A 13,428-nucleotide genomic window follows, 5' to 3' on the forward strand; every position below is an offset into this window, starting at 1 on the left:
TTATAAAAATGGTTATTTATTTAATAATTGATAAACATTGAGGTTGTGAATTATTTACTCATAGTATATTAATAGGTATATTAGGGTATATTATAAGTTGTATTTGATATAGGGAAAAATATCGAGGTATCGAATACTTTGTCTCTAGGAATACCAAGTGAGGAAATATATGTGCCTGATACTAGTGCTTTGGTTGAGGGAGCTGTTAGTAGGCTTGTGCGTGAGGGAAGGATAAAGGGGATAATAATTATTCATAGAGCAAGTATTGCTGAGTTAGAGCACCAGGCAAATAAGGGTAGAGCCACAGGCTTCGCTGGTTTAGAGGAAATTAAGAGACTCAGAAAGCTTTCCAATGAAGGTATTATTAGAGTTGAAATAAGCGGTGATAAACCTAAAACAATCGATATTAAAAATCTCGGATCTGAAGCGATCGATGCAATGATTAGAGATTATGCTTATGAGCTTGGTGCAACACTTATAACAGGTGATAAGGTCCAAGCTGAAGTTGCTGAAACCATGGGTATACCAGTAATTTTTATTCAACCAACTATTGAGACCCGTTTAATTCTAGAAGAATTCTTCGACAGTATAACTATGAGCGTTCATTTAAAAGAAGGTGTTCCGCCTATCGCTAAGAAGGGGAGGCCTGGTGATTGGGTATATGAGACTATTCGTGATAAACCATTAACTCGTAGGGACTTAGAGGAGATTGCTAATAATATCATTGAACAGGCGAAGAGCAGACCTGACGGATTTATAGAGATTGATCGTTTTGGCTCAACTATAGTACAACTAGGAACATATAGGATTATTATTACGCGTCCACCACTAAGTGATGGATGGGAGATAACAGCTGTTCGTCCACTTAAAAAACTTAGCTTAGAAGACTATAATTTACCTGCAAAACTTATTCAGAGGCTAAATGAGAGAGCTGAAGGAATACTTATAGCTGGAGCCCCTGGAATGGGTAAGACAACGTTTGCACAAGCGCTCGCAGAATACTATATGAGGCAAGGAAAAGTCGTTAAAACAATAGAGTCACCTCGAGACATGAATCTTCCCCCAGAGATTACTCAGTATAGTAAAAACTATGCTGATCTAGGAGAACTACATGATATACTCCTCCTATCAAGACCGGATTATACAGTATTCGATGAGATGCGTAGTGATGAAGACTTCAAGCTATATGCAGATCTAAGACTTGCAGGTATAGGAATGATCGGAGTAGTACATGCGACAACACCTATAGATGCTATACAGAGGTTTATTGGAAGAGTAGAACTAGGAATGATTCCAAGCCTAATAGATACTGTTATATTCATTAAGAACGGCTACGTAGATAAAGTATACGAGGTAAGGATGACAGTAAAATTACCTACAGGATTAAAAGAAGCTGAACTAAGTAGACCGGTTGTTGAGGTAAGAGACTTCTTAACAGATGAGCTAGAATATGAAATATATACTTTTGGCGAACAAACAGTAGTTGTCCCGGTCAAGAGATTCTATGAAAGAGCAGGATTAGGGTTGCTTGATAGATTGGCTCGCAGAGTACAACAAATGCTTCCAGGAGCCGAGATTAGAGTGGAAAACAATAGCATCTTAGTAATTATTCCGAGAAACCTTATTAAAACCTATAATAAAAAGATAAGAAGACTTAGAAAAATCGAGGATCGATATAATGTGCCGATAAGAGTAAGAATAGCATAACATAAATAAGGCTCTATTCATACTAGGAAACTTATTACTTTCTCATATGTTCTGCTATTTTTCCTTAGATTATAGAATAAAAGTTATTTATATTAAAAACTTAAAGATTATATGTATCCTTACCCAAATTGGTGGTCCTGTATGTCTGGTGTAACCGGCGGGGTATTAATTATAATAGGTCTAATACTATATGTAATATTCTATTATACTCATGGAAAATATCTCGAGAAAAAAAAATAGTTCAAGCCGATCCCAATCGTGAAACTCCTGCTAAGAGATTATATGATGGAGTAGACTATGTTCCCGCCAATAAATATGTATTGTATGGCCACCACTTCGCATCAATAGCTGGTGCAGGACCAATAGTGGGGCCTGCCATAGCCCTTGGCTGGGGATGGTTGCCCTCAATATTATGGGTATGGTTTGGCAACGTCTTTGTAGGAGTGGTACATGACTACTTAGCGTTGATGTCTAGTGTTAGGTATGATGGAAGAACAATTGGATGGATTGCCGGCAGGCTTATGGGTAGGAAAGCTACGTATGTCTTTAATGCATATATATGGTTCTCACTACTACTCGTAGTTGCAGCATTCGGATATGTTATTTCAGTATTGTTTGCTGGCGTGCCTGGAGCCGGTGTTTCAGCATTACTGTTATTGTTCTTCGCAGTTATTATAGGGTTTTTAATGTATAAGACCAAACTAAGCTTTACTGGAGCAACTGTTATTGCCTGGATACTGATAATACTCGCTATATATCTCGGTGTAATCAGTCAATTAAATAATTGGATCGCCTTAGACATGTATTCTTGGCTAATTATTTTATTAATATACATAATTATAGCGGCCTCTCTGCCTGTATGGGTGTTGCTACAACCCCGAGACTATATGAATGCATATATTCTATGGGTTAGTTTAGCTATTGGAGGAGGCGCTTTAATATGGTTGCTCGTTAAGGGTCAGGGATTACTAGAATTCCCAGCATACACTAGCTTTTCAGCAACAGTTGTAGGTGGGCAGCCTTCTCCGTTTTGGCCAACTGTTCCACTAGTAATTGCTTGCGGGGCTTTATCCGGTTTTCACAGCCTAGTAGGGAGTGGTACAAGCAGTAAGCAGTTGGCTAATGAATTACATGGATTACTTGTAGCATATGGTGGTATGGAAACAGAAGGCTTCTTATCAACTATGGTAATAGGCTCTATGAGTGCATTTGGCGGAGCAGCATTTGTAGACGGTATTATTGGAAGTTGGAGCAAGGTCAGCAGTATGGTTAACAAAATAGCTACTCATTTAGGAATGTCTCCTATAAGTGAACCTACAAGGCAAAATCTACAATTGCTCGTGAATAACTTTATTCATAACCCCAGTGTCTTCGGAAAATTCTATGCAGGCTTAGCAAACGCTGTTAAATGGTCTGTTATCCCCCGTAGCTATGCATACGCTACCAATGCAGCCTTCGGATTAGACTTAACAGTTATGACGATCTTTGGAACACTTTGGATCACGGGCTTCGCTCTAACGAGTCTAGACACAGCTACAAGGCTTGGTAGATACGCATGGCAGGAATTAATGGAACCACTAAAAGAAGGGGCTCGTTCGCTCTACAAAGTATTAGCAAATAAGTGGGTTGCATCAGCAATCATTGCATTGCTCGGCATATTGTTAGCATGGGGTGGGTCATTCCTATTATTATGGCCTGCGTTCGCTGGCATGAACCAGTTGCTTAGCAGCCTAGCACTCATGACAGTGTCCGTATGGGTTGCTAAAATACAGAAATCAAGTATTACTGGGAAAGCATTGGTTGTAGCACCAGCTATATTTATGTGGATTACTGTGACAACAGCCCTTCTATGGTTTGAGGCCGCAGTAATACCTAGCTGGGTATCGCAAGGCGGGGTTAAGGCTACAACTGGCATAACTGTAGGAATTATTACTGCTATTGGTGTGGCACTAAATATCTACCTCTTCATACTATGGTTAAAAACTATGAAGAAAAAGACTATCGAAGAAGGCTAACTATATAAGTAAAACTTTAAAGAAACAAAACCTTTTTTCCTACCTAATCTATTCTATTTTATGAATTAGGTGAAGAACTAATATGAATAAGGAGAGAAGAACACTGAAAAAGTTTTCAGATATCATTAGAGGAGTATTTGCTGGTCGTTCAGTTGAATATGTTGCTACAGAACTAAGAGAGTTAGAGAATATTTTTGCATTATTAATACTTGGATCATTTATAGGATTACCAAGCCCTCCATCAACAATTTCTATTAGACTACTCCCCCATATGGGTAGGGAACTTCTTATTATGACGAGAATTAGTGAAAGACTCGATGATATGCTCGGAGAAATGGCTGGTTTATTTGATATAACTTGAGGTCTTTAAAATGAAGAAGAACTATATTATCAGATTCTTTATTGGTAAGGGAGGAGTTGGTAAAACAACCATTTCATCTCTCTATGCCTTAAAGATGTCAATGAAGGGACTAAAAACATACATAGTAAGTCTTGATCCCGCTCACAACTTAGGAGACGTATTAGATGTAAAGCTGGGAGACGAGCCTATAAAAATAAGTGAAAACCTATGGGCCATCGAAGTAGACTATGATGCTATGATTAATAAGCATCTAAAAGAGCTTAGTGACAGGATTAAAGACATATATGGTTATTTAAAAATATTCAATTTAGATAAATATGTTGATGTATTAAAACATAGTCCAGGTATTGAAGAACAAGCTTCTCTGGAAAAGATTATAGAGATAATTAGGAATTATGGAGAAAAAGGCAAGGCCGACGTAATAGTATTCGATACTCCACCCACTGGATTAATGTTGAGAATAATGGCTCTACCAACGATAAGCATTATATGGATTAAAAAACTATTAGAGCTTAGAATAGCAATCCTTGAGCGTAGAAAAGCGTTGACTAAGATAACTGGTGAAAAACTCGAAGTCACTCTAGCCGGTAGAAAAGTAAGCGTACCGGTTGAGGCAAAAGAGGATCCAATATATAATGAATTAATAAGACTACTGGATGAGTATTCATGGATTAATAATATCCTAACTGATCAATCTAAAACATACGTGGCGTTGATCATTAATCCAGAACTACTATCTGTTCTAGAGGCGTATAGAGCATATGAATTCCTAAATAAATTAGGAATAACTACTAAATATATCATTGCTAACAAAGTTTTAAGAATAAAGAAGATTCCCGAAGAGTTAGAACCAAAATTGAGGGATCAAGAAAAAGCACTAAGTTTAGCACAAAACAAGTTTCCCAGCGAAAAATTTGTTGAAATACCATATTTTCCAAGAGAACCCAGAGGTCTAGAGGAATTAAGAAATAAAATAAAATATGTGGAGTTGATAGAGTAATGGATATTTATCTCTTGCTGTTCTTACTACTTGTCTTCCTGGCTGGAGCAGCTGTTACACAGTTTTATAGGGGTAGAAGAAAGAATCTATTAATATTGGAAAGGAGTATTAAGATACTCGAAAAAGTATTTAAACCTATTGATAAAAACTATACAATCATTGGCTTATATGTAGGATATGATGCTACATATAAAGTAAGCATAAAAGATATTAGGAATATACAGATTGTCACTATACTTTTTCCCAGACATAGCCTGCTTTATTCACCTATTGCTAGACTAACAACTAGATACGATAAAATATTCATGGTTATCAATTATTCTAAAGACAAAAACTTTCCCGGGGAATCACACGTAGTGAGGAAAGGGTATTATCGTTTAGGAGTAAAACATAGTATTCATGGGATCGAGAAGATGAGAGTGGAAAACATAAAGATCGGGGGCAAAAATTACTATCTAATTTATACTCATCGTTCATTACTTGAGAAATTATTGAATTTTATTAAAGGCCTTGAAAATCCATTAATTATTGATCATGTTGCTATAGTTCCTAAAATGAAAAGACTATATCTGGCAGCCAGATTAGACCTCGCTAACTTAGAGGATTTATCTGGGAAGTTCTTAGAGCTCGCTAAAAGCTTCTAAATATATTCGTCGATTTTCTTATTCCCTTGGACAAATGATACTAAATCGCCTAGTTTAAATGATTTAACCAACATGTTCGGTGATACCTTAAAGTTTCCTGACGCTGTCTTCTCTAATTTATTTACTTCTATGAATCGCCAACCAGATTCTCCAATTATTTTTATAGCTATAAATCCGTAACCCCCAGCTCTTTTAACAAAAACTAATAGTTTTTTAACTTGATGCTTAGGTATATATATTGTTTTCTTTTTCTCGGCTGTTTTAACCTCAAATGCTAGAACAATATTATTTTTTATCGCTACAATATCTGGAACAGCAAATCTCCTAGCTTTAGCTCCACTAGCAGGTGCTCTTATTACAGCAAATCCTCTACGCCACAGTTTTAGTAACAGATCTCTTTCATGTGCAAATCCTCTACGCCTATTTAAGTTGGGCAATTATGTTCCCTCTTCTTATTTTTATTAGTTGGCGTAATAATTATTTGTCATTGCTAACTAATATTTTATCCAAGGAAGGTGGTGTAGATATGAAGTTTAATGCAGGGATCTTATTCGTATTAATAGTTCTATCGGTAACCTCGGCTATTACTATAGTTCCAACTAATACGTCCGGCATAATAGAGACACCAACACCTCTACCAGAGCTTGAATCACTAGCTCCAAGCGAGGGGTTCCCAACCGAGAATATTGGTCCAGGTAAACCAGCAATAGTGTTTCCTGGCGACAGCTTCACGGTCATTTTCAAACAAGACTATGCTCCACAGACAATTACTGGCGGCTACATATATACTGTGAAGCTTGAGGGAGCACAATTAGTCTTATATAATTATACAGTACAAGTTAGTGGTAGTGGCGTCAACTATACTGTACAAGTTCCAAGTAACGTTGCCGGAGGATTATATGATTTAGTATTATATGGTGACAAAGAATACTTTATCCCCAGAAGTGTATGGGTAATAACTAATTTAACAGATGTCTTAAAAGTTGTTCACATCTCCGACTTGCATTTTGGAACAGGTTATCCAGATGAGCTTCATGGAAGCTATAAGAGATTTACAGGAATGTTAATGGCGCAACTACTATCTCCAGACCTAGTAATTAATACTGGAGATGAAGCCGATACTGCATCGTATAAACAATATATTCAATCAGTATCTTATAGATACGCGTTCCTCTACCCATATCCTGTTCTATTAAATCCTGGAAACCATGATTGGCCTAATGACAACTATATAAAGTTCTATGGCTCAACTACTTGGTACAGAGTTATAGGCAATAAAATATTAGTAGTAGCACTAAATACCCGTGGTGATCAAGGATATCCTGATTGGAGCCAATTAAAATGGCTAACAAATATTCTAGAAGAATACAAGAATATTCCCATCAAAATTATCCAGTTCCATCACCCAGTATTCTACTGGCAGGGAGAATTATGGATAACATATAATTCATCAATAATAGCTGACCCACACAAATACAGTAGCTCGCCGGTAAGCTATTATTGGGGAGGCAACCTCACTGCTACAAGGTATTTCTTGAAGCTATGTGAGGACTATAACATATCACTTGTCTTAGCAGGCCATATACACCGTGACCAATTCGTAGTATTCCATAGTATTAGAACTAATACCACAACCTACTTTATAACAACAACAACCCTTGCTCACAGTACAGGGACCTATGATGGACTACAATACTTCAACATTAATCTTACCAAATTCAACCTTACATTCCCATATGCCCCACCATGGTTTGTAGGATTCAAAAACTATTCAAGAACTAAAGTCTATAATTCAATACCGAATTGGCCACCATACTATCAAGGCATGTTTGTAGAATCATCCAATGCATATGTGTTTGAGGTAAGCAATTACATACCAAACCTTAACCTGAATGGAAACGTAATATTTGCACTGCCGTGGTCCGGAAACTTAGTAGGAGTTAAGACTCTCGAAAGCGAGAATATGGCTAATGTTGAGCTATTAGATTATAAAATCATAAATGGTATTGCCTATGTAGCATTACATGTTGAACTACCAATCAATTCAACATTGGGATTCGCAATATACAACTATGAAGATACAACACCGCCGGAGATAACACTTAAACTATCTATTCCGGAAACACCCACTCTAAACGTGGTGAATACATTCTACTTCGAAATCAAGGATATTGGTTGGGGGGTTAAAGATATACATGCAACAATAATATATAACGGCGAAGAATTCCCACAAACACTAGAATACTATTCACAAGATACATACAGGTTAAAACTAAAGTTTACAGGTGAAGAACCATTAACAGTAACATTAATAATTAATGCAACAGACTATGCCGGCAATACCGCAGAAAAATCCTTCAATATAACGTTTTACCCACAAGGATATACACCAACAACCACAACAACCACAACACCGCCAACTATCACGACTACTACGACTACCACAACCACCACAACAACATCGCCAACTATAACAACACCGCCATCAACTACTACAACAACGACTACCACGACAACATTTCCAACAACGACCACAACCACTACAACAACCCCACCCGCAACAACAGGATCACCAACTACTACAACTCCACCGCCAACTACAGGACAGGCACAAGCAAATTATACTGGCGTCATTGTAGGAGTTATTGTTGCAATAATAGTAATTGCCATATTAATTGTATGGATGAGGAGAAAATGAATAATATTATAGAACAAAATAATGATTTTTAAGAAAAAAATAAAATATTTTTTTAAATAATTCATTTCTTATCTAGGTCTAGTTTATTTCTTTCTTGTGTAGTACCATGCTATTATTGCTATTATTATGATTATGATTATTGCTACTATTATTGCCCATGTTGTTGTGCTTACTCCACCTGCTGCTGGTGTTGTTGGTGTTGTTGTTGGCGGAGATGTTGTCGTAGTAGTTGTAGTCGTGGTTGCTGGGGGAGTAGTTGTTGTAGTTGTGGTCGTGGTAGTAGTAGTCGTGGTAGTAGTTGTTGTAGTGGTCGTAGTTGTTGTAGTAGTCGTGGTTGTCGTAGTCGTTGGTGGAGTTAATAGCTCTCCTGTTGATAGCTTTACTCCACCGATTACAGCCATTGACTTAGCTGCTGCGTTATAACTTGATAGCATATTGTACTGGTCTTGAGCTGTTGGTGCTAGAAGGTCTATTATCATCGGTTGTACTCCTGCATTAATGGCTTGAGGATCTCCTCCTCCAAAGTTCCACTCAGTAGCGTTTCCTGCTACTATGCTTCTCACCTTGTAAGGTGCGTATCCATCATATCCTGCTAGTGCTACTACAAAGACCCAGTCTTTAATATTAGCTACATCTGTGAGTAATGATTTGCTTACCTTGGCTACAATAGTATTGTTGTTTGATGGATCAACATAGACATCTATTGTGTTGTTGAGTGTTTCAACTGCTAATAGTTTTCCTGTTGCATCATATAGCGCTGATAATTGTCCCTGCGGAGCAGGGGCGGAATCCCAGCCTGGCACCATTAGTAATACATAGTTCCATCCATGCCATATCTCAACGTTTAATCCTATAGTTGATGTGTTCTTCGGTAGTGTATCATCTGTTGTTAACATATAGATCTGTACGTGTTGTAGACAGAATCCGTTGGGGCCACTCCATGGATTGTCTCCTAAGTTCTTAACTGTGACCTTGAAGTATACGTTATCGGAATCCTCGTATACTCCAAACTTTAACATGTCGAAGACGCCGGGCTGGAATACTTCGTTAGTTGGATATGTTAGGTTTCCGTATCCGTTATCGTCGCCTTCAGGGTCAGTTAGTTCTCCTATGAGTGTTAACTGTGGAGCTGCAGGTTTAATGTTTATGGCGAACCATGTTATCATATTTGCTATGAATTTTGGCCCGTCTAGTGATACGTTGTAGTATTCCCATGAATACATTGGTTCATAATCACCATAAGGTGACTCTCCACTAACCACTATGATATTGTTTGATTCATTCCAATACTCGGCAGCCACCATTACAAATGTATGGTTACCTGTGCCTTGTCCATAGAATAATGGGTTGTAAACGAGAGGTGTTGGCGGGTTGTTATCACCGATATAAGCTGTATTGTAGCTCCATACAATTCTTATTAGTCCTGGGAATGTTTCGTTTACTGGATCATGGTAGTTTCCAGATTCATCTACCCATATAACAGCGTCAGGACCATGCATCAAAATAGGCTTGGTGATACCCATGGATATGATGTCTGTCTTTAACTCTGTAACATTATCTGGTATTACCCGTGTTAGTACACGGTAGAATGCTTTAGCATTATGAATATCATCATAAACAGCAGCGAGTTCTAATCTCAACTTTGCACCTAGGAATTCTAATAAGTCATTACAAGCTTGCTGTGTAGATGGCCCTCCACCATAGTCGCTGTCACCAGCAACCCATAATGCTTTATTTCCGGTAGCTAACCAGTCTTTGATTGCTGTCATTTCATCTGGTGATAATGCAGATGTTGGCTGGCCAATAATCAATACATCAACGCCGTTTAACTCGTCGGGTGTGATCGCTGTATCTATTATTTTCCAGTTGACAAATGTTATGTTACCCATAATGTATGATAAGTACTTGTCGCTTTCACCATGGGCTAGGTCAACTGCAACAGTTATTCTTGGTATAGAGGGCAAAATGTTAACTAAGTAATCAAACCATGTAATCATGTTCTTAATGAATTTTGGCCCGTCTAGTGATACGTTGTAGTATTCCCATGAATACATTGGCTCATAATCACCATAAGGTGACTCTCCGCTTACAATAATCATGTTGTTTGTCTCGTTCCAGTATTCTCCCGCCACCATAACGAATGTATGGTTACCTGTGCCTTGTCCATAGAATAATGGATTATATACTAGTGGAGTCGGCGGGTTATTGTCGCCTATATATGCAGTGTTATAACTCCATATAATCCTCACCAATCCTGGGAATGTTTCGTTTACTGGATCATGGTAGTTTCCAGATTCATCTACCCATATAACAGCGTCAGGACCATGCATCAAAATAGGCTTGGATATGCCGGCAGAGATAAGATCTGTTCTTAACAATGTGTTATTATCTGGCATTACGCGTGTTAGTACACGGTAGAATGCTTTAGCATTATGAATATCATCATAAACAGCAGCAAGCTCCAGTCTTAGTTTTGCTCCAAGAAACTCCAATAGATCGTTGCATGCCTGCTGTGTAGATGGCCCTCCACCATAGTCGCTGTCACCAGCAACCCATAGAACCTTGTTGCCTTGTGCCAGCCAGTCTTTGATTGCTGTCATTTCATCTGGTGATAATGCAGATGTTGGCTGGCCAATAATCAATACGTCGACATCTGATAATGTATCAGGTGTTATTGCATTTGTGATTTCTCTCCATTCAACCCATGATATATTGCCTTCAATATATGATAGGTATTTATCGCTTTCACCATGAGCCAGATCTACTGCTACAACTAGTTTTTTCGCAGTATTCTGATTATTAGCGATCGCATTTCTTATTCCTAATGCTGAAGGGAATAGCATGGATAATACTAGCATAGCTAACAATATGAGCGATACGTATTTATAATTCATAATACTTACACCCTATGCCATAACTTTTATCAAATAAATAATATATTGCCCGGTTGTTTATTAATTGATTGGTTTGACTACATAGAGCAATTATTGGACTCTATAAGTTTGATTAAGGGATTGATTTAATTTTAACAAATACATATATATTAATTAATAGGAGTATATTCAAGAGGTGAATATATGTGTTCAATGTAAAGGCATTAGCTATTATAGGCTTAACTATTCTACTAATACTTGGCTCGACGGCTTCAGCGATTAATGTTAAATCTACAACGGGGGCATGGCCATGGGGTAATCAAAGCGAACCATTTCCTTGGCTAGAATACCTGAAAAGCCTGCCGCATCCCACAGGTGTAACTCTGACTATTATTACAAGACATGAGAATACAATTATTATGAAGGCTAAGGAAGCATTTCTAAATAGTCCTGTTGCCAAAGAACTAGGTATTACAAATATAGTAGCAGTCTTCGCCGGTCCGGAACAGTGGGAAACATATATTAAACAAGCACTCGATGCTGGCAGACCAATTGATATAGCATGGGGAGGTGGGCCAACACTATTCAACTATATTGATGAAAAAGGATATATTGAACCATTAGATAACACAACTCATCCAGAATACAATGCTGTCCTATACGAGATGCAGAAAATACCTGAGAGAATCGCTGGTGCTCCAACATATAAGGTTGGAGACGATGGTTATGTGCATTGGATAGGTGCTGCTATAAGTAGCTTTGGATTCACAGTTAATCATGACGTGATCAATAATTATAATGTACCTGTTCCAAAGAAATGGATAGACCTAACAGATCCCGTATATGCAAAGTACTTACCAGACACTCCATTAACCGGTATAGCTGATCCGACAAAGAGCACAAGCAATACTAGAATGTATGAGATAATTCTGCAAGCATATGGCTGGGATGAAGGATGGAAAGTACTAACCCTTATGGCGGCTAACGCTAAAATATACGATAGCAGTAGCGGTGTACGTGACGCAGTTATCCGTGGAGACATAGCAGTCGGTATAACTATTGACTTCTACGGATACACAGCTATGCATCAAAACCCTGCATGTGAGTACATTATTCCCGAGAATGAAAGTATAGTAAACGCTGATCCAATAGCGATACTTAAGAATACAAGATACCCTGTACAAGCCGCAGCCTTCGTAGCCTGGGTACTCAGCGAATATGGTGGACAGCAGGTCTGGTTAGATCCAGATATTAACAGACTACCTATTAACCCAAGAGTTTTCAACACAGATATTGGCCATCAAAGACAAGATTTAAAACAAGCATTCGAAACAGCTACAGCTAGCGGAGTCATAGAGTTCAACGAAACACTATCAGGTTTAACGGAGAGAGCAATGCAGTACTACTTCAAAGCAACACTTGTAAATGCACATGATGACTTGCAAAATGTTTGGTCAGCAATTGCTCGAGCATATCTAAACGGTCAAATAACTAAGGAGCAATTCGATTATCTCGTAAACCAATTAACAAAACCATTCGAATTCACCGACCCACTTACCGGCAAGAAAACAACGTTTACACTTGATTACGCCATAAAAATAAATGACCAATTATTACAGGGATCAATATATCAAGCATTAATGAGTGAATGGGAAGATGGAGCTAGAAACCGCTATCTAGAAACATATAATCTACTCCAACAAATACTAAGCGGCTCCCCAATCCCAACAACCACAACAACGACCACCACAACTACAACCACAACTCCCCCAGCAACTACAACGCCTCCTACAACAACTACTCCGCCAGCAACCACGACAACGACCACTACGACTACTACCACAACAACTACTACGACAACACCAACAACTCCACCACCAACCACACCTTCAGGAGCCGGAGGATTATCAACATCGCTAATAATAACTATAGTTATCATTGTCATAGCAGTAATAGTAGCAATATATTACTTAATGCGCAAGTAGTAGAGAAAAATCGTGGTTTTTATCAATAAAATATTTTTTTAAAATTATAAATTATCATTTTAATTCATGGATAAAAATTTTGGCGAACCAAACACTAAATTTTATTTAGGAAACCAATGTTTAATTATTTTTAAGAACATTAAAT

The 13,428-nt window shown here is 37.9% G+C and carries 9 protein-coding genes; 7 read left to right on the forward strand and 2 right to left on the reverse strand.

Annotated features, from left to right (window positions below):
- The first annotated feature begins 138 nt into the window (after window positions 1-138).
- The 5 genes from SMAR_RS00725 to SMAR_RS00745 all read left to right on the forward strand — a co-directional run bounded on the left by SMAR_RS00725 (window position 139) and on the right by SMAR_RS00745 (window position 5,727).
- Window positions 139-1,707 carry a PINc/VapC family ATPase gene (locus tag SMAR_RS00725; protein ID WP_011838448.1) on the forward strand — a complete coding sequence of 523 codons (1,569 nt, stop codon included), beginning with the start codon at window positions 139-141 and terminating at the stop codon, window positions 1,705-1,707.
- Window positions 1,708-1,838: 131 nt separating this feature from the next.
- Complete coding sequence (locus tag SMAR_RS00730) at window positions 1,839-3,722, forward strand: carbon starvation CstA family protein (RefSeq protein WP_244372546.1); 1,884 nt, start codon at window positions 1,839-1,841, stop codon at window positions 3,720-3,722.
- 82 nt (window positions 3,723-3,804) lie between these two features.
- On the forward strand, window positions 3,805-4,083 hold the full coding sequence (locus tag SMAR_RS00735; protein WP_011838450.1) for a DUF7990 family protein: 279 nt from the start codon (window positions 3,805-3,807) through the stop codon (window positions 4,081-4,083).
- 10 nt (window positions 4,084-4,093) lie between these two features.
- The gene (locus SMAR_RS00740) at window positions 4,094-5,083 is read left to right on the forward strand and encodes an ArsA family ATPase (RefSeq protein ID WP_011838451.1); all 990 of its coding nucleotides are present in this window, start codon (window positions 4,094-4,096) and stop codon (window positions 5,081-5,083) included.
- Window positions 5,083-5,727 (forward strand): hypothetical protein, encoded by a 645-nt coding sequence (locus SMAR_RS00745; RefSeq protein WP_011838452.1) that lies wholly within the window; start codon window positions 5,083-5,085, stop codon window positions 5,725-5,727. The genes SMAR_RS00740 and SMAR_RS00745 overlap by 1 nt, the downstream gene beginning before the upstream one ends.
- Here SMAR_RS00745 and hjc read toward each other — a convergent pair.
- Window positions 5,724-6,164 (reverse strand): Holliday junction resolvase Hjc, encoded by a 441-nt coding sequence (hjc, locus tag SMAR_RS00750; protein ID WP_011838453.1) that lies wholly within the window; start codon window positions 6,162-6,164, stop codon window positions 5,724-5,726. The two genes, SMAR_RS00745 and hjc, sit on opposite strands and share 4 nt — an antisense overlap.
- An 89-nt stretch (window positions 6,165-6,253) precedes the next feature.
- Here hjc and SMAR_RS00755 point away from each other — a divergent pair, with 89 nt between their 5' ends.
- On the forward strand, window positions 6,254-8,425 hold the full coding sequence (locus SMAR_RS00755; RefSeq protein WP_011838454.1) for a metallophosphoesterase family protein: 2,172 nt from the start codon (window positions 6,254-6,256) through the stop codon (window positions 8,423-8,425).
- Between the two features lie 83 nt (window positions 8,426-8,508).
- On the opposite strand, the gene SMAR_RS00760 is transcribed toward SMAR_RS00755, so the two are convergent.
- Entirely contained in the window at window positions 8,509-11,319 is a 2,811-nt protein-coding gene (locus tag SMAR_RS00760; RefSeq protein WP_011838455.1) for a glucodextranase DOMON-like domain-containing protein, read from the reverse strand.
- Window positions 11,320-11,504: 185 nt separating this feature from the next.
- Here SMAR_RS00760 and SMAR_RS00765 point away from each other — a divergent pair, with 185 nt between their 5' ends.
- Window positions 11,505-13,283 (forward strand): ABC transporter substrate-binding protein, encoded by a 1,779-nt coding sequence (locus tag SMAR_RS00765; RefSeq protein ID WP_011838456.1) that lies wholly within the window; start codon window positions 11,505-11,507, stop codon window positions 13,281-13,283.
- Window positions 13,284-13,428: the final 145 nt, after the last annotated feature.

It is taken from the genome of Staphylothermus marinus F1 (assembly GCF_000015945.1).
Taxonomy (GTDB): Archaea; Thermoproteota; Thermoprotei_A; order Sulfolobales; family Desulfurococcaceae; genus Staphylothermus; species Staphylothermus marinus.

Excerpts from the sequence above, each read along its gene's own strand:
- SMAR_RS00745 (WP_011838452.1), top strand. The coding sequence starts at position 5,083 with ATGGATATTTATCTCTTGCTGTTCTTACTACTTGTCTTCCTGGCTGGA.
- SMAR_RS00755 (WP_011838454.1), top strand. The coding sequence starts at position 6,254 with ATGAAGTTTAATGCAGGGATCTTATTCGTATTAATAGTTCTATCGGTA.
- SMAR_RS00735 (WP_011838450.1), top strand. The coding sequence starts at position 3,805 with ATGAATAAGGAGAGAAGAACACTGAAAAAGTTTTCAGATATCATTAGA.
- SMAR_RS00740 (WP_011838451.1), top strand. The coding sequence starts at position 4,094 with ATGAAGAAGAACTATATTATCAGATTCTTTATTGGTAAGGGAGGAGTT.
- SMAR_RS00760 (WP_011838455.1), bottom strand. The coding sequence starts at position 11,319 with ATGAATTATAAATACGTATCGCTCATATTGTTAGCTATGCTAGTATTA.